The sequence below is a fragment of the Maribacter corallii genome (assembly GCF_047345415.1).
In the GTDB taxonomy this organism is placed as follows: domain Bacteria; phylum Bacteroidota; class Bacteroidia; order Flavobacteriales; family Flavobacteriaceae; genus Maribacter_C.
Map to the genome: position 1 here is coordinate 885716 of NZ_JBLFEP010000001.1, position 18396 is coordinate 904111.

The 18396-nt window shown below is 42.8% G+C and carries 16 protein-coding genes; 7 read left to right on the top strand and 9 right to left on the bottom strand.

Annotated features, from left to right (window positions below; genetic code table 11):
• Positions 1-7: 7 nt before the first annotated feature.
• A complete protein-coding gene (locus tag ACKWCA_RS04080) occupies positions 8-982 on the bottom strand; it encodes a phytanoyl-CoA dioxygenase family protein (RefSeq protein WP_413976862.1) in 975 nt (324 codons plus the stop codon).
• A 145-nt stretch (positions 983-1127) separates the two neighbouring features.
• Here ACKWCA_RS04080 and ACKWCA_RS04085 point away from each other — a divergent pair, with 145 nt between their 5' ends.
• Complete coding sequence (locus ACKWCA_RS04085) at positions 1128-1982, top strand: helix-turn-helix transcriptional regulator (RefSeq protein WP_413976863.1); 855 nt, start codon at positions 1128-1130, stop codon at positions 1980-1982.
• Positions 1983-2170: 188 nt separating this feature from the next.
• Here ACKWCA_RS04085 and ACKWCA_RS04090 read toward each other — a convergent pair whose 3' ends face one another.
• Positions 2171-3085 carry a nicotinic acid mononucleotide adenyltransferase gene (locus tag ACKWCA_RS04090; protein ID WP_413976864.1) on the bottom strand — a complete coding sequence of 305 codons (915 nt, stop codon included), beginning with the start codon at positions 3083-3085 and terminating at the stop codon, positions 2171-2173.
• Between the two features lie 135 nt (positions 3086-3220).
• Between ACKWCA_RS04090 and ACKWCA_RS04095 the strand changes: the two genes are divergently transcribed.
• On the top strand, positions 3221-4210 hold the full coding sequence (locus ACKWCA_RS04095) for an NAD(P)H-dependent glycerol-3-phosphate dehydrogenase (RefSeq protein ID WP_413976865.1): 990 nt from the start codon (positions 3221-3223) through the stop codon (positions 4208-4210).
• Between the two features lie 62 nt (positions 4211-4272).
• Here the strand turns inward: ACKWCA_RS04095 and ACKWCA_RS04100 are convergent, their stop codons facing one another.
• The 5 genes from ACKWCA_RS04100 to ACKWCA_RS04120 all read right to left on the bottom strand — a co-directional run bounded on the left by ACKWCA_RS04100 (position 4273) and on the right by ACKWCA_RS04120 (position 11455).
• Complete coding sequence (locus tag ACKWCA_RS04100; protein WP_413977120.1) at positions 4273-5928, bottom strand: glycerol-3-phosphate dehydrogenase/oxidase; 1656 nt, start codon at positions 5926-5928, stop codon at positions 4273-4275.
• A 95-nt stretch (positions 5929-6023) separates the two neighbouring features.
• Positions 6024-7505 carry a glycerol kinase GlpK gene (glpK, locus tag ACKWCA_RS04105; protein ID WP_413976866.1) on the bottom strand — a complete coding sequence of 494 codons (1482 nt, stop codon included), beginning with the start codon at positions 7503-7505 and terminating at the stop codon, positions 6024-6026.
• 115 nt (positions 7506-7620) lie between these two features.
• Positions 7621-10023, bottom strand: coding sequence for a penicillin-binding protein 1C (gene pbpC, locus ACKWCA_RS04110; protein ID WP_413976867.1), 2403 nt, complete (start codon positions 10021-10023; stop codon positions 7621-7623).
• A gap of 119 nt (positions 10024-10142) precedes the next feature.
• Positions 10143-11021, bottom strand: coding sequence for a phosphatase PAP2 family protein (locus ACKWCA_RS04115; RefSeq protein WP_413976868.1), 879 nt, complete (start codon positions 11019-11021; stop codon positions 10143-10145).
• Between the two features lie 77 nt (positions 11022-11098).
• Positions 11099-11455, bottom strand: coding sequence for a hypothetical protein (locus ACKWCA_RS04120; RefSeq protein ID WP_413976869.1), 357 nt, complete (start codon positions 11453-11455; stop codon positions 11099-11101).
• An 89-nt stretch (positions 11456-11544) separates the two neighbouring features.
• Here ACKWCA_RS04120 and ACKWCA_RS04125 point away from each other — a divergent pair, with 89 nt between their 5' ends.
• From ACKWCA_RS04125 to ACKWCA_RS04140, 4 genes are all read left to right on the top strand, one after another.
• The gene (locus ACKWCA_RS04125) at positions 11545-12051 is read left to right on the top strand and encodes a CvpA family protein (protein ID WP_413976870.1); all 507 of its coding nucleotides are present in this window, start codon (positions 11545-11547) and stop codon (positions 12049-12051) included.
• Positions 12052-12343: 292 nt separating this feature from the next.
• Positions 12344-13513: a helix-turn-helix domain-containing protein gene (locus ACKWCA_RS04130; RefSeq protein ID WP_413976871.1), complete on the top strand. Its 1170-nt coding sequence runs from the start codon at positions 12344-12346 to the stop codon at positions 13511-13513.
• A 143-nt stretch (positions 13514-13656) separates the two neighbouring features.
• Positions 13657-14406: a hypothetical protein gene (locus tag ACKWCA_RS04135; RefSeq protein WP_413976872.1), complete on the top strand. Its 750-nt coding sequence runs from the start codon at positions 13657-13659 to the stop codon at positions 14404-14406.
• Between the two features lie 314 nt (positions 14407-14720).
• Complete coding sequence (locus tag ACKWCA_RS04140; RefSeq protein ID WP_413976873.1) at positions 14721-15149, top strand: hypothetical protein; 429 nt, start codon at positions 14721-14723, stop codon at positions 15147-15149.
• Here ACKWCA_RS04140 and ACKWCA_RS04145 read toward each other — a convergent pair whose 3' ends face one another.
• Both ACKWCA_RS04145 and lhpI read right to left on the bottom strand, forming a co-directional pair.
• Positions 15150-16211: a proline racemase family protein gene (locus tag ACKWCA_RS04145; RefSeq protein WP_413976874.1), complete on the bottom strand. Its 1062-nt coding sequence runs from the start codon at positions 16209-16211 to the stop codon at positions 15150-15152.
• The gene (lhpI, locus tag ACKWCA_RS04150; protein WP_413976875.1) at positions 16204-17160 is read right to left on the bottom strand and encodes a bifunctional Delta(1)-pyrroline-2-carboxylate/Delta(1)-piperideine-2-carboxylate reductase; all 957 of its coding nucleotides are present in this window, start codon (positions 17158-17160) and stop codon (positions 16204-16206) included. The genes ACKWCA_RS04145 and lhpI overlap by 8 nt, the downstream gene beginning before the upstream one ends.
• 102 nt (positions 17161-17262) lie before the next feature.
• On the opposite strand from lhpI, the gene ACKWCA_RS04155 reads away from it, so the two are divergent.
• Complete coding sequence (locus ACKWCA_RS04155; RefSeq protein ID WP_413976876.1) at positions 17263-18396, top strand: DUF819 family protein; 1134 nt, start codon at positions 17263-17265, stop codon at positions 18394-18396.

An 18396-nucleotide genomic window follows, 5' to 3' on the forward strand; every position in this document is an offset into this window, starting at 1 on the left:
CTCTGAATTACCAATTCTCCAAACCTAAGAGTTTTTTACCCAATTCAGTGAGCTCGGCCGTATCGTATTTGGTTTGCTCCCAATTTCTCGGATCACCTGGAAAAGCATAGCCTTCAGGGGCGATGCGGTTTTTCCATGAATTGATACGCCATTTACGCAATTCTTCATTGTCTTCTTCTGCAGGCATCATTGAAATGTATTGCGCGATACGTACTTTATCCTTTGATTTATTAGGGCGAATGCCATGGGGTTCCGTACTATTGAAAATCAGCAAATCGCCAGCTTCCATCTTCACTTTTACGATTTTATCTTCCAAGTCGGTAATATCGGGTTGAAAGTGATCACGATCTTCGGGTTGGGTCAACTTCCAAGTATCATAATTTCGATAGAGCCAAGGAATGCATTGAAAGCCACCCATGTTTTCATCGGTTTGATCTGCCAAGGCCAACACACCTTGCACATTTTGCGGCTTGGTTTCCGGATCATAATCCCAATGGATAAAGCCTTTTTTATCTACCCCCGGTGGCAGCGGAAAATTCAAATTGGCCCTGTCAATGGTAACCCATAGTTTCTCGGTACCCCACACATCGACGAAAGCATCATAGACCCGTTGCATTTGACGATTATTCCAAAGATGTTGGTTATTATAGACTTCGACCATACCCGTACCCGTTAGTTCTTTCATTTTCATTTCGGCCCTTGCGGGCGCATACCAAGTCTCGGGGTCGTTGGGGTCTTTTTCATCAAATTCCCATAAGAAATCGGCAGTAGCTTTTGCTTGGTTTTTAGGAAGGGCATTCTTGATTACAATGTACCCATTGTGTATCCAGAAATTCCAATCTTCCTCGCTCAATACACGTAATGGTTTTCCATTGGAACGATTGTTTAAGTTGATCTTACTACTGGTAGCGGTCGAGGGGTTTCCAGGAATTTCTTCGTGGGCCTTATTGGCCATTTCAATTTTACTTTTCGTCTGTTGCATAGCTTCGTACTTTAAATTCGATGATGTAAAACTACTTCCGTTCCAAGGCTTTTTCAACCTCAATATTGATACAAATTTGAACTATATTGATATTTTAGAACCATAAATTACCAATTTAGGCTAATTTTGTCTTTTAATACTGTTTGTGAAAATACAATTAGAAAGCATATCACCGGCATCAAAAAGTCCGTTTCGGTTGTTACACGACCCGAAATTGAACCACTTGTTCTATTGGCATTTTCATCCGGAATTTGAATTGGTATACATTGAAGGGGCCAGTGCCACACGTCATGTTGGAGATCATATTTCCCAATTTTCGGATAGCGACCTTGTATTGATCGGTTCGAATATTCCGCATTTAAATTTCGACCATGGGGTGACCACTTCCTATCGCAAAGAGGTCTTGCACATCAAGCCATTTTTTAGAGAGGATTTCGTATCACAATTTCCTGAATTACAAAGTCTGGAGCGCTTACTTGAACTTTCGAAATACGGGTTGGCCTTTTCCGGTAAGACCAAGGTCGAAGTCGGTGTACTTCTAAAAAGGCTATATCGCCTCCAACCCTTTGAATTTTTTATGCAATCGCTTGACATCTTAAAGAAGCTCGCCCAAAGCGGGGAGTTCGAATTGCTTCACAGCAAACCCTATATCAATCGATATCGCAAAAAAGAACAAGACCGTATTCGGCAAATCTATGCTCTTGTAGATGAGCGCTATCAGGGTAAGATTACAGTGGAGGAAGTGGCTTCACTCTCAAATTTGACCAAACCTGCCTTTTGTAGGTATTTCAAAAAAGCTACGGGTACCACCTTTATCGGGTTTTTAAATCAATATCGTATCAGCCAAGCCAAACGGCTTTTACTTTTGGGGAAAAACATAGGAGAGACTTGCTTTTCCTGTGGCTTCGAAAGTCTCTCGTATTTCAACCGGACTTTTAAAAAAGTGACCGGTGAGAATCCTTCCGAATTTAAAAAAAGACACTTGGGCCACAACCCGTAGTTGAAGTTGGTATGCAAAAAGTGAATGGAAATCGCTATGGGCGAATTCGTTGGCGTCCATCAGGATATCGCAATCTTGAAAAGAAAAAACCCCTTGACATTTCTGTTCAAGGGGCTTTCTAACTAAATAACCAACCAAAAAATCTTTATTTCAGTTACGCTCAACGCGCGTAAGCTGGTTTTATACTGTTATTTTTTTCTCTTTCGTTCTACCTTCATGGTAGGATTCGAAATCTTCGTTCTTTTCCTCGCGGTTGAATTTTTACCGGATTTTAAGTACTGCTGATATCCTCTTCCTCTAAATTCATATACCGTCTCACTAGATGGATGATACAGCTCGATTGTACTATCATTAATAACGTACAGTTCAAAGTAATCATTGCCCATAGAATCGTAAGCAAGTGTTAAAGTTTTGAGCGTTTCATCGTTTTCTACGTCATATACCTGATAATCTCCCTCAAAATCCCACTGTAAATTGGAGATAGGCGTTCCATTGGCGTCAATCGACGATCTAAAGAAGGTCGGGTTGAATTGTAGAAAATTCTCATTATCGAACTCATTCAGCGCACCTGTCTCACTTGTAAATATCTTTTCCCAAGCGTCGTACTCTTGAAGAAAGTAATTGATGTTATCATAAAATACAAAGTCATAGTCGAAATTACCGGTTTGATACCCGTTCAAGAAATAGGATGTTCCTGAACGTTGATCACGTAACTCAATCGTATTTCCATTGACAGCAAAAACATCCAATAACCACAGACCATCGATATCATGATCGATTTCTACAGTGCCCCGTAACGTACCATAACTTCCGACATCTATTCCGAACCCGTTACCGGTCTTGCCCAGGCCTACTATATTATTGTTCGCATATATAATACCGTCAATAAATGAAATGGTAAACGCTCTTTGTAGAAAAGGTACTTCTCCATTTCCGGTGGTCGCATTAATATCAACATACCACAGATCAAACGACTGTAAGACCTGATCGGTGTTGAATGCGGATTCTTCAATGAAATCATCTTGTACTATGGTTTCTACATAGCATGAAGTCATTAGAAATACCAGTCCTAAAAGTGTGAAGAGTAGTTTTGTCCGTTTCATAATGCTCGATTTACGATTCGTATATCAAATATCAATTCTTATGCCGTTTTTTTAACTATCTGATAAACAGTGCTTAAGGTTAGGGTTTTTTTAATTGCTAGTTTTGTAGCCTGATTTAAATGTTATATAGAACGGATGGTATTTGGAGTTTTAGGTGGAGGAAGCTGGGCAACCGCGATTGTAAAAATGCTTGCTGAAAATCAAGAGGAAGTGCGTTGGTATATGCGAAATTCAGAAGCGGTTTCATATATAAAAAAGGAAAAACACAATCCGAAATATCTGAGTTCTGTAGAATTTCATACCGAACAGTTGCAGTTGACCGACGATATGAACGCGGTGGTACAACATTCGGATGTCCTTATTTTTGCGATTCCTTCCGCTTTTTTACATCGCGAGCTGCAAAAGCTAACGGTCTCGTTGGAAAACAAGATTATCTTTTCGGCCATTAAGGGAATCGTACCTGAAACGGGACTTATTGTTGGAGAACATTTTCACGAACAATATCACATCCCTTTTGAGAATATCGGGGTTATCACAGGACCTTGTCATGCTGAAGAGGTTGCTTTGGAGCGCCTCTCCTATTTGACCATTGCCTGCGCCGACCAAGATAAAGCGAAATTGGTTGCTGATAACCTCAGCAGTCATTATATCAAAACCAAAATCTCGGATGATATCATCGGGACGGAATATGCTGCCATGCTGAAGAACATCTATGCCCTTGCTGCCGGCATCTATCATGGTTTGGGCTACGGTGATAACTTTCAAAGTGTCTTGATGAGCAATGCGATTCGCGAAATGAAGCGTTATATCAAACGTGTACATAAGATGAAGCGTAATATCAATAATTCTGCTTACCTCGGTGATTTATTGGTCACCGGATACTCTACCTTCAGTCGAAATCGCATGTTCGGTAACATGATCGGGAAGGGATATACCGTAAAGAGTGCGCAGATGGAAATGAAAATGGTGGCCGAAGGCTATTATGCCGCCAAAACGGCCTATGAGCAAAAGACGAAATTCGACAAAAAAGTACAGACCCCTATTATTGATGCCGTGTATTCTGTCTTATATGAACGAGGAAATGTGAAGCAAGTCTTTAAGGACTTGACAAATAAGTTGGATTAACTATTTCAGTAATACGTTCCGAGCAAGTAGTATTCAAAGAGAACCCAATTTTCCGAAATAGATTATACCCGCTCCATTGAAAAGTTGGAATGTTCTTTCAACTCCCTGTTCAATTCTTCGCGCCATTCCAATACTTGAGCTTCATCGGCTCCGTACTCGGCCTTAAATTCGCCCAAAATGGGTTCCATCAAGGAGCGAAGGCCATCGATATCAAAATACAAGCGCCCCGTTCTGCGAATAAAGAAATCCATTGGGTTTTGTACCATTTCATAATCGATTCCGAACTTGAGCTCCGCCTTTGCCAAACGCAGATAATTATCGGTATCCGTTAATGTGGCGTAAGTATCCAGAATCAGTTCGGTCTGCTTTCCGTAGTTCGTGACCAAAAACCAGGCATCATGTTCTGTAAAACCTTCGGTTTTGATGCGTTCATAGACCGCAGTGATATACTTTTTAACGTGCTTGAATTTTTTAAAATCTACATTTCCGGCCAACGGAATTTCATCGGTATGACATTCTTTTAGCTTCTTCTCATGCTCTTCTTCCATTTTTTTGGCAATACGATCGACCACGCGCTCCGCCATTTTACGATAGCCTGTAAGTTTACCCCCGGCGATACTGATCAAACCGGTATCGGAGGTAAAGATCTCATCCTTTCGTGACAGTTCCGAGGCCGATTTTCCTTCTTCGTGTATCAAAGGCCGTAATCCGGCCCACGAGGAGATGATATCCTCCATTTCCAAATTGATCTTCGGAAACATATTATTGACTGCGGAGAGCAAATAAATAGCATCGGCCAGATCAGTGCGTACGTGATCTTTGTCCAAATTGAAATTAGTATCGGTCGTACCCACGTAAGTCACTTTTCCTCTCGGAATAGCGAACATCATTCGCCCATCGGGAATGTCAAAATACACCGACTGCTTTACGGGTAGTTTTTCTTTGGGAAATACCAAATGTACCCCTTTCGTCAGGTGTAGGCGTTTTCCCTTCTTTGAATTGTTCACTGTTCGAAGCTCATCTACCCAAGGGCCTGCGGCGCTAATGACGTATTTGGTCTTGATGGTAAAATCTTTTCCTGAAAGCATATCCTTTACCTTTACTCCGGAGATTTTTTCATCGGTGTATTCAAAATCCTCTACCGAAGCGTAATTTAATGCCTCAGCACCAAAGCGTAAACTCGTCTTGATATTCTCAATAGTCAATCGGGCATCGTCCGTACGGTATTCCGCATAATACCCGGCCCCTTTCAATATTTTCTTGGGCAGCAAAGGCTCTAACTTCAAAGCTTCTTTCTTTTCGAGCATCTTGCGCTTATCGTCACCGGTAACCTGGGCCAAGATGTCATATACTTTCAGCCCGATAGAGGTCAACCATTTACCGTAGGAGCCGTTTTCGATCAATGGCAATAACATTTTTTCCGGAAGGACCAGATGCGGTGCCAGTTTATGAACAATGGCCCGCTCGGAGCCTACCTCTTTTACAAGCCAGAAATCGAACTGTTTCAAATACCGCAACCCCCCATGGATAAGCTTGGTAGACTTGCTACTGGTACCCGAGGCAAAATCATTTTTCTCGACCAGGGCCACTTTCAACCCTCGGGAAGCCGCATCCAAGGCGATTCCACCACCGGTTATTCCACCGCCGATAACGACCAGGTCATAGTCTTCCTTAGCTAACTTGGCGATTGTTTTCTTTCTGTCTTGATTTGAGAACATTCTTTTTTCCACAGCTATTTTATATTTTTAAAGTCCCCTGCTCAACGAAGCGTATAGGGGACTTTTACTTTTTAAACTCGTTGGTTCAACGTTTCTTATACTTCTTCCCAGCCCTTGGTCCGCGCTACGGCTTTTTGCCACTTTTCATACAATCGTTTTCGTTTGACACGATCGAATGTCGGCTTGAAAATGCGGTTCATGGGCCGGTTTTGATCGACATCTTCCTGTTTCCAAAGCCCGACCTGTATTCCGGCTAAAAATGCGGCCCCCATGGCGGTAGACTCAATGACCTCGGGTCGGTGTACTTCTGTATCCAAGATATCGGCTTGAAACTGCATCAAATGATTGTTTGCACAGGCCCCTCCATCAACTCGAAGATTTTCAAGCTGAATGCCCGAATCGTCTTCCATGGCCTTTAGGATATCCTTGGTCTGATAGGCTAACGACTCTAAGGTTGCCTTGGCTAGATGGGCCTTGCCCGTATCTCGGGTCAATCCGAAAACCGCACCGCGAGCGTACATATCCCAATACGGTGCTCCCAAACCTGCAAAGGCCGGAACGACATAGACCGGATTTTCACCCTCCACCGAGTCGGCCAAGGCTTCCGTTTCGCGCGCGTCTTGTATCAGCTCTAATCCATCACGCAACCATTGCACGGCAGCACCCGCAATAAATATACTTCCCTCTAGCGCATATACTACTTTTCCATCGAGTCCGTAACCGATCGTGGTGAGCAATCCATTTTTCGAGAACTGGGGGGTCGTACCCGTATTCATTAACATAAAACATCCTGTACCGTAGGTGTTTTTAGCGGTACCCTCAGCAAAACAGGCCTGACCAAAAAGAGCGGCCTGTTGATCACCGGCGATACCGGCAATTGGAATTTGAACCCCGTCCAACTCATAATCGCCAAAATGATGGGCCGAAGGTTTGACTTCGGGCAACATACTCTTGGGAATTCCCAAAAATTGGAGCAACTTGTCATCCCATTTCAGGTTGACGATATCATAAATCAACGTTCTTGAGGCGTTTGTATAATCGGTTACATGATTTGCTTTATTGGTCATGTTCCAAACCAACCAACTATCCACGGTACCCATTAAAAGATCGCCATTTTCGGCTTTTTCACGGGCACCTTCCACATTATCCAAAATCCATTTGACCTTGGTTCCTGAAAAATACGAATCGATAACCAGTCCGGTAGTCTTACGAACATGTTCGGTAAGACCGCTTTGAGTCATATGCTCACAGATATCGGCCGTTCGTTTATCTTGCCAAACAATAGCATTATAGACAGGTTTGCCCGTATTCTTATCCCAAACGATCGCGGTTTCTCGTTGATTGGTGATTCCAATTGCCTTAATATCCGAAGCTTTCACTTGCTGCTCTTCGATCAATTGCGAAAGAACGCTCATTTGTGAATCTAGAATTTCCATCGCATCATGCTCTACCCACCCTGATTTCGGAAAAATCTGTTTGAATTCTTTCTGAACCATTCCTTGTATGTGTCCCTCTTGGTCAACAAGTAATGCCCTTGAGCTAGTAGTACCCTGATCTAACGAAATGATATATGACATGAAGCTATTTTTTAGGCTACCAATATACATATAAAGTAGCATATAGTAGCATATAGTAGCATAGTGATGGATATTAAATATAAGGGTTTCTCACGGAGGAACAAAGAAGTTGAGATTACTCTATCGTTATCGTAACATAAACTTCATTGCCCTGTTGATCAACAGCGGTTATTTTGTGTTTTCCGGCACTCGGAAGTACTCCGATTTCATGAAAATTTTTGGTCTGTTGCAGGTAGGTGTCGTTTAGGTACCAGTAGACTTCAGTTTCTGGTTTATTGTGGGCCAACTTCAGTACCATCTCATTTTTATCACCCGTAAAATTCTTGGTGAGGGTAATGCGGCTTCCATTTTTAGGATATATAAATTCCATAGGTGCTGCGTTCGTAGGTAGGCAATCCTTTCGAAAAGGAGGTAACGATACATACAAGGGGTGGGTTCTTTTATAGTAGAATTCCATTAAAGGCGGTAATGAAAACCATGATTGCGCTTTTGCATCCGACAACTCGGCACAGGAAGAGTTTACCCGTAGCTGCTTTTGAGAATCGAGATAAACCATTTGATGGTAACTGCATGATGGTACGTAGTTTTCCTTATCGGGGATACCGATCTTTTTGATCGGACAAATCGTACTGGCCAAAAATCCGCTTTCCGCACATACCTCGATTTCAGTGAATTCGTCAAAAGGTTTCTGGAACCATTCGCCAGTCGGAAGTATGTCAAAAACATCGAAGAGTATTGGTGCTGCACTCGAAACTCCTGAAACATTCGGGCGACCTTCGCCATCTGCATTGCCCACCCATATTCCGACTATATGGTCAGTTGTTATTCCGATGGCCCAGGCGTCTTTATTGCCGAAACTCGTACCGGTTTTCCAAGCGATTTGTTTGCTGCTATCGAAGAACTGCCAAGATTCATCGCCTTGAGGTCGATTTACCTCTTTCATCGCTTCAAAAGTGAGGTAGATACTGGCCGCATCAAAAACCGTCTTTTCTCTTGATTTTTCCCCGAAATCGACTACTTGGTCTGTTTTCAGTACGGGTTCGGCCAACTCTTGATCGAAATATTCACTTGATGTGGCGTTAAAATGGTTCAAAGTGGAGGCCAAATTGGCATAAGTTTTACACAGGTCCCATAGGTTGCTTTCCGCCCCTCCCAAAATTAAGGTCAGCCCATAGTGATCTGCTGATTTGTTCAACCCGCCCAATTCAAAAACGTTCAATTGATCCCTGAATTTTTGCAGGCCGTAAGATTGTAGTAAACGTACCGCCGGAATATTCAATGATCTGGCCAAAGCATTTTTCGCTTCCACCGCACCACTATAATCTTCATTGAAGTTCTCCGGTGTATATCCCGCGATTTGGGTCGGTACATCGGCCACCAACATTTCAGGCAATAGTTCGCCTGCATCCAACATGGCCGTATACAGTATTGGTTTTATGGTGCTCCCCGTACTACGGTTCGCCTGTATCATATCCACATCTTTTTGATGCATGGCCGAGGTCTGGGTATTGCCGACATAACTCAACACCTCACGTGTTCTCACATCAAGAATCAAAACCGCGGCATTATGCACTTGATTTTGTTCCAGTACCCTATGGTGTTTTTGCACAATGGTGTTCACATTGCGCTGCAAAGTTGCATCAATGGTACTTTTGGTTCGTTTCCCCTTTTCGGATTTCGCTACGTGTTGTACCAAATGCGATGCTATTTTTGGCAAGGGGTATGGTGTGGAAGGCAAGGCTTCCAAAAGGGCCAATTCATAGGTGGTGCGGTCTATGTGGTTTTCTTCGTATAATTTATTCAGTAATCTATTTCTTTTCTCCAGTAGTGCTTTTTGGTTTTTTCCGGGATAGATCAAACTAGGAGCATTGGGCAAAACGGCAAGGGTAGCCGACTCTGCCCAAGAGAGTTGATGGGGTTGCAAGCCAAAATAACGCCATGCGGCCACATCGAGGCCGACGACGTTTCCTCCAAAAGGGGCATGGCTGGTATACATCTTGAGTATTTCGGCTTTTGAATATCGCCACTCCAATCGGGTCGCCAAAATCAACTCGATTAGTTTCTCGGTGTACGAGCGTCCTTTATTTCTTGACAATCGAATCACCTGTTGCGTAAGGGTGCTTCCGCCTCGAACGTTCTTTCCTGCCGAAATATTCGCTCGTAACGCCTTCACCATTGAAATCGGGTTGAACCCTGGATGTTGGTAGAAATAGGCATCTTCGAAAGCAAGTAAGCAGGTTTCGAACTTTTTTGGAACGCTATCGATAACAGGGAAACGCCATTGTCCGTCATCGGCTATCCTCGCGCCTAATAAGACCCCTTCACGACTTTCTATCACGGTAGCGGTCGGAGTTGTGAAGAGCTGCTTTGGCAAACAAAAATAGTAGGCGATCAAAAGAATTGTCGAAAGGAACAGCTTTTTTGGATGTTTGCGCAAAAACACTTTTAGCTTGAATAACAAGCGATTTACGGCAACAGTTCGGTTCGTATTCTTTGGGTTTATCGATTTCACTGGCATCAGTGTTTATGGAACATCCAGAGGGCTCTTTTCTTCTATATAAACTTCAATACGGTAGTTCTATTGCAGCATCTAAATCAAACCTTCTGACCAAATAACTATGGCCCTCAGGTTACTGCTCATTTTTTCCATTCCGACTTCGCCGCCCTAAGGTCATCGATAAAAAGCGGGTTAGGGAACATCGCAGATAACATGCGATGGGCGAGTAGACGAGCCGCTTCTTCATCACTCGGATAGTGAATACCCATAATCTCGCGAGATTCGCCGATTTCATAAGCAAGTTCCAAAAACCGCTCTCGTTTATCCGGTAGCAACTCACTCCACGCAAAGGCCTGAATGTATGCCCATAAGGTATGACCGCTTGCAAAGGAAGGCGATCCCATAATCTGTAGAGGTTTCAACCGTGGTTCCAACACGTAAGGCCTCGCCCGCAACAAATGGTATTTCACGGTGAACTCCATAATCCGCATATCTTTGGTAATGCCCTTGAGCAGTTTGGCTGTTGCGGGGTAATTGGCGGCATTGCACTCATCACCCAATAGTGTTCGTCCCTCGAAAAACAAATCTTGCACATTCTCTTCATAATTTGGATGGTCTTCCATGACATCTATATGCGGCCAATAGCCTATTGGCGCTAGAACTTGAGCTGCTCGCTCTTCTTGTTTCTCAGTACGTTTGTATTGCCACTCCAGTAAAAAATCCAATTCGGCACGAGTCTGCTCCGAACTGTTCGCCGGGAATGCAACGGATTGTTTTAACCGACTTATTTGGTCGGCGCTCAGATAAGCCGGACTAAGTTGGGTATATAACAACGCCATCGAATTATAACTTTCAGGGAAGAACCGCAAGCTATCCAATACTGCCTTTTCGGAATTGGGCTCGGCACTCAATTTTCCCAGCTCTAGGTAATGGTTTGTTGCAGGCTCTAGTGGGTGCACTGCTTGGGAAAGACCGACAACATGGGTCAAAAGCGCTAGATATCCTACTATTTTGTACATAGTATATTTAGGTTTCAATTATTGACATACGGCTCGAAACAGATTATCGCGACTCACCGGGCTCTCGACCTCCCATTTTAACGGATGTATTCCTTGTCCAAAAAGTAGCCCACAATGGCTTCCTTCATCAAAACGGATTGTTCCCCGGCTTTCAAAGGAGGTAATTCTTCCTTAATCACATAGTGCGGCCATCCATCTTCGTCATAGTACTCAAACTCATAGTAGCCATAGGGTTCCAGAAGTCGACAAATGGCGATATGCATCAAATCGACCTTATGGTCTTTCTTGAATTTTCTGTGGTATTGACCTAATTCTTGAACGCCCACTAAATATATAATGGCATCCAATTCCAAGGGGTCACCATCTGCAAATTGAGCTGACAGGCGCACGACCAACTCTTGCCATCGTTCTTTTAATTGCTCGTCTCTAGACATTTATGTTATTGATTTTCCATTGCCACATGGGCTAAACGTGATATCAAAGGTACAAATCAAAGCGCTATATTTGTTGAAACAATTTCCCAATGAGTTTTATTGATATCGTTTTAGGGCTGCTACTCTTATATGGGCTGTATAAGGGGCTTAGAAACGGAATATTCGTCGAAATCGCATCGATCATTGCCCTGATCGCAGGTATTTTTGGAGCTATCCATTTTTCATACGTTGCAGGGGATTACCTCTATGAAAACATGCAATGGGATGAACGTTACATCAACATTGCCGCATTCGTGATTACTTTTATCGTAATCGTGGTCGCTGTGCACCTAGCCGGGAAACTACTAACGAAAATTGCCGATTTCGCCATGCTCGGACTTCTCAATAAAATTGCCGGGGCGATTTTCGGAGTTGTGAAGGTTGCCGTAATCCTAGGTGCGATATTGATTTTTTTCGAACGGGTCAATTCTTCCGTTGGACTTGTAAAGGGGGCGGCTTTTGAGAACTCCGTACTTTATGAGCCCGTAAAGGAAATCGGTGCTTTCGTCTTTAATGCGGTCTTAAAGGGTGGTGAAGGGGAAGAACCAGAGCAATGAAACCACATGTGTAAATACCTCTTTTTTCGATGTCCTGATTTCAAGGATGCCAAATGGAACAGCATGGCATAAACCTAAAATACATGTCCTATATTTCCACAAATTGTAAGATATTGGACTATACCAAGCTGTCGGTCATCTACTTTCGCAACTTTATTTGTGTGCTCCGACGTCTTGAAAGTAAAGAATATCCAAAGTCATGATGAACAGCCGCTTTGAACACCACGATGCAAGTATTTACGACCAAAAAGTGCTTTACTGATTTCCATCTCAAGCTAGTTTACCTAGTTATATGAGTAACGTATTGACATTCTTGACCATGAATTTCAACATTTTTAATACCCTTATTCTATCTGGAGTTTTACAAGGGTTCATTTTTTTTATTGCCGTAATTTCCAATAAAAAATTTCAGGGTAAGGCAAACGCTTTTCTAGCTTTTACTGTTCTCTTTCTTAGTATTAGCAATTTGAACTATTACGCCTGGGACGTTGGTCTTATGACTACTTTTCCTGCCATGGTAATTCTTCATGTACCATGGGCATTGACGCTGGCTCCTTGCTTCTATCTTTATGTTAGGCATTCGGTCGAACCTGCCATACCCTTGACTGAACGATCAAGGCGTTACTTTCTTTTATTCTTACCCTTTATCATTATATCGTTATTTATTTGGGGGGTCCGACTTTACACCCATTTGCTAGACCGGCCGACGCTCATAAAAAACATCTACTATTTTTATCTTGAGCTCGTTAACTTAACGGCCATCATTCTCTCCGCTGTAATTTCGTTTCGATTGTTAAACAAATATCGGGCAGCCAAAAAGATAATGCCCGAACGTTTTATCATTAGACTTGGTTGGTTACGAAAAATGTTGTTACTCTCCTGTGTTATCATCGTCTGTTGGGTGGTGCTTATCGTTTTTGATATGGCGACCGACATTGATACTATAAGTCTATTCTATCCATTGTGGTTATCGCTTACCTTATGGATCTACTGGGTGGGGTATACCGGCATATACCAGGCCAAGTTGGCCAAAGAAAGGGCTGAAATAAGAAGAGAACTGAAGACAAAACAACTTTCTTCTAACAAAAAAATAGTACAAAAAAACGGAACAAAAGAATTAGAGCATTACCATCAAATCATTCATTTATTAGAAAATGAGCAGATGTATGCCAATCCATCCCTAGGGTTGCAAGATATTGGTGACAAGCTCAACATTTCACCAAATTATGTATCCAAGATCGTCAATACACAGGCTAATATGAGCTTTACCGATCTGGTTAACCAATACCGCCATGAAATGGTCAAAGAACTGTTACAAGGTTCAAAGTTCAAAAACTATAAGATTATGGCCATTGCGTTGGAAGCAGGGTTCAACTCTAAATCGAATTTCTACAAATATTTCAAATCGGTCGAAGGCATGACTCCCACCGATTACATCAAAAAGCTTCGAGAAACGTCCTAAATCCTTGAAATTGTAAGATGCTGGACAACGCCGGCATACCAAAAAATACTTTCACGATAACGCCCCCGTTTTTGAGGAACATTAATAACCTCATGTGCATCATTAAACTGCACATCTAATTAACCTTTTAAAACATTTTTATCATGAAAAACAATTTTTTACAAATTCTAGGTGCTGCTTGTCTAGTCTTATTTATGGGAAGTTCAATAACGAGTTGTAGTGTCGAGGACGGCATTGACGGAGTAAATGGAATTGATGGAATCGACGGCCAGAATGGTGTCGATGGCCAAAACGGGGCCGATGGTCAAGATGGGGCCGACGGTCAAGATGGAGCAGATGCCATTGGCCTTGAAAAGTTTGCGGAGTACGGCTCTATAGCCCTGAGGGTTCAGGGAATTCGCCCCGATAGCGTAGCCTTTGACTATGAAACGGATCTGGAATTCATTTCACCAGAGCTTTACGATAACAACTTTCGAGATGATGATCCCGATCATGAATTCTACTTTTTACGATTGTTAGACGCACCCAACATTGATGAAATAAACGGTGCTGCCATCTCTTTGGACGTCTTGGACGCCGGCTTGGCATCGCAAAGTTTCAGTTTTGAAATAGAGTTTTCGGAATTTTCAATTTTTGCGGACGACCTCACCTATATTACGCTTTACGACGAGTATTATGGATCGCTCAATACGAATGACAAAGTTGCCAATAACAATTACGGTATAGCCACTACCTTCACCATTACCGACTATAGCTTTGACGACACCACGAACAATTTGAGGTTTTCATTTTCGATGGTAATTGCCGGAAACGATAACGAAACGGGGAACGACCTCACAATTGACGGCGATGTGGACGTCATCGTGTTTGAAAACGTCAATTCAAGGGCGTAAAGACTATTTATTTCACCACTTATTTTACTGGCAATTCGTCAAGTAAACCATATAGGGCCCTCTAAAATTTTAGGGGGCTCTTTTTATGTGGTGTTCAGTAACTTCAAGAAAGGAAAAGTACGTACTAAAACGCAACTCCCTTTCTCTTTAAATGCGTCAATACTACAAAAATAGTTTACACTTATCTCTATCCTATTACACCTTTTGAATTAAACCTAAATTGTTCTTCCTAGAGAATACTGTTGATTTCATCGAAATTAAATTTAAAGTGTCGCCTGAACTGGCCATCTTTGCAAGATTCCATTCACCAAGGTTTGAAAACTGTAAAGGACACTTCATATTATCAGAATGCACTACACGTGTTGAACTATGCATTCGGCGACTTTTATCTCTACGATGATTTTATCATTTCGGAAATCAAGGCCGGAGAGGTCGTTTCTTGGGATACCGTCGGGAAACTTTTAGTAAATGACATCAGAGAGATTTACGGCACTCGATCAAAAGAGCTTGTCTACATCAGTAATCGCGTCCATAAATATGCAGTGATGCCATCGGACTGGATTAAATTCAGAAAGAACGATTGCAACATAAAAGCTTATGCTATAGTGAGTTACAATAAAAGAGCTTACTTAAATGCCCTATTGGAAAAACTCTTTTTCAGCGCTCGATTACAATTCTTTACCTCTTTGGACAGTGCCATCTCATGGGCTAACGAAATTCAACACAAGGAAAACGTGGCCTGATTACTTTAACAAGAATCCGTTTGCCATTGGATCTTTAGGATCTATGCAAAAGGTGTGTACACCCGTGATATGTGCTGTACCTTCTACTTGGGGTATGACTGCATCATAAGGCCCATACTTTTGCTCGGTCACGAGTGATCCCCTGAAAACAGATCCCGTTATACTTTCTATACGCATGGTTTCTCCAAAATCGATTTCCTTTCTTGCCCTATGAATGGCCATTCTTCCTGAAACTCCCGATCCTGTGGGACAGCGATCTACTTCTCCCTCTGCAAAAATGCACACATTTTTACTACTGATTTCGGTTTTATCCGATTCTCCGATAAAAATAGTACCATAAAGAAAACTTAAATCCTCTTCAAAGGGATGGACAACTTCTGAACTATTCGCTATCACCGCATGTTTGATGGCCATTCCTTTTTGAATCAATTCACGATACGAATCAGTGCTTAGGTCAAAGTCAAAAGCGTTCTTTTGCATGTCGACATAGGCATAAAATGCACCTCCATAGGCCAAATCATAACTAATCTCCACACCGTCGACTTCCACTTTTCTGTCCAAGGCCACTACAAAACTGGGGACACAGTGAAAACGAACCCCGCTCACCTTACCTTGCTTCACATGGGCATAGGCGGTAATACGACCACAGGGCGCATCAATTTTCAAGGTATTATCTCCCTCAAACACTTCGATCCAACGCATCTCAACAGCTAGGGTGGCAACGGCAATAATCGCATGCCCGCACATGGTACTATAGCCTTCATTGTGCAGGAAAAGAATCCCGAAATCACCATCTTCATCGTTCGGAGGAACCAAAATACACCCATACATGTCGGCATGACCACGGGGCTCGAATAGCAAAGCGGTTCTGAGGTGATCATAGTGCTCTTTACAATACCGTCGGTAGTCCAATACGGAAGTCCCTTTTAACGCTGGAAAACCAGAAACAATGACCCGTAAGGGTTCGCCACCAGTATGCATATCGATGGTCTTAACCTGTATCCAATCTTTAGGTGGATTGAAATCGGTCTCCGTTTTTACTTTTTGATATGTTTTACGCATTCTTGAATTGTTTATGGTAATAGGTGGCGGCAACCAGATCTTCCAGGGCAAACCCAACCGATTTAAAAAACGTGATTTCCTCGTCCTTAATTCTTCCCGCTGTTTTTCCCGAACATAGTGAAAACAAATCTCCCTTGATTGCTTCTTTATCCAATAGACCTGTACTCAGGGGCTCGAACATATCCCCACTTTCATGTAATCCGCCGTAGGTATCCACGAAAATCGAACTGCGCTTGATGGTCTCATCGTCAGCTTCTCGCATATCTTTACGATATGCTCCAACCAAATCGATATGTTGGCCTGGCTTGAGGTGCTTCCCTAAAACCAGCGGTGTTTTTGACAAGGTGGCACTAGACACAATATCGACCGTTCCTATAACTTCTTCTATCGAGGAAGTCACCCTACATTCGAAATTTTCATCTTTCAATTCCTTACAGACCGCCAGTGCCTTTTCCGAATTTCTTCCCCACACATACACATTTGTAATAGGACGAACACTCGCATGCGCCTTGATCAACTGAGTAGAAAGTGCTCCGGTGCCTATCATCAGCAAAGAGGAAGCTGTTTTTCGCGACAAATAGTGCGAAGCCAAAGCCGAAGTAGCCGCAGTCCGCTTCGTGGTTAAACTTTTGGCTTCCAAGATCGCCTTAATTTTTCCCGTGACGGCATCCATCAGAAAGTAACTTCCCTGAACAGCAGGTAGGCCATATCTCGAGTTTTCAGGACTGATCGTTACCATTTTAACGCCGGCATTTTTTCCTGGATGCCATGCGGGCATTAACAACAAGGTCGTTTCCTCAATTGCTTCCGGGTTAGGAAAATCATGATGATGACGTTGTGGAACGATGACGTTCTCAACGGAAAATCCTGCCTCTATTGCCTTGACGAGCTCAGGAAAATTGGTATGTGTCTCAATAAAATCAGCTGAAATCTGAACGATGCCCTCCATGTGCTAAAAATATGGAAAATATCGAAGGGCAAATCACTTCCGTCCACATCGCGATTTAAAAGTTCCCTAAACATAGTATGGGTTAGTTTACTATATTTAACCATGTCCTTTATCGAAAACCCGATTTATGTGCTTGCTGTTTTGTGCTTGATGGTACTGCTCTCGATGCAGGCGGCCAAAACTAGATTAGGCGGTAAACTAAGCGCCGCTCTTATGGTCATTATTTTCACGGCCGTTCTAGCGAATCTCAAATTGATTCCCTCTGCGTCGAATTCCATTCCCTTGTATGGCGGTATTTTTAAATACCTCGCTTCCATCGGTATTTTTTATCTCTTGTTGGAAATCAATTTACCGTCCCTCAAAAAAGCAGGCGCCCCAATGATCATCTTGTTTTTGATTGGCTCATTGGCCACCATTCTCGGTATTCTGGGGTCATGGTACCTAGTGTCACCGGGAACGGTTCTAGGGGATAAGGGAGCCATTGTCGCAGGCATGTTGACCGGAACCTACACGGGGGGCAGCGTTAACTTCAATGCCATTGCCTTGGAATACGATTTTCATAAGGAAGGTGCCCTTTATGCGGGTACCATCGCTGTAGATAATGTCATCACTACGATTTGGATTATCGTGACCTTGGCCATTCCTGCTATCATGCGACCACTCTGGGCAGATAAAAAAATAGCTGTCAAGGCCCAAAAAGAGGATCATGAGCAAGTGGATGCTTTGACCTTGGAATCTATGCTATGGTTATTTTTTCTAGGCGCAGCGGCCTTTTATGTTTCGGAATTGATCAAGCTGGCCTTACCACAAATCCCCTTTATCTTGATCCTGTCTACTATCGGAATCCTTTTGGCGCAAATTCCGTTCATTTCCAAGCTAGGCGGAAGTAGAAGTTTAGGTATTTATACGCTCTACCTCTTTTTGGCGGTCATCGGGGCTTATTGTGAAATTGAGGCTGTTCTGGAACTTCAACATACCGGACTGACTCTTTTGCTATTTACTGCACTAGCCGTATTATTTCATGGTATCATCACTATCGGAATAGGGGGTCTGACCTTTCGTGATTGGGATATGGTCGCTATAACGAGCCAAGCCAATGTAGGGGGGAGCACAAGTGCCATCGCCATTGCGGAATCACTAAATCGAAATGAGTTGGTACTACCTGCCATTCTAGTGGGTACTTTAGGAAATGCCGTAGGTACATATTTCGGATTTTTGGTGGTGGGGATTTTGTAG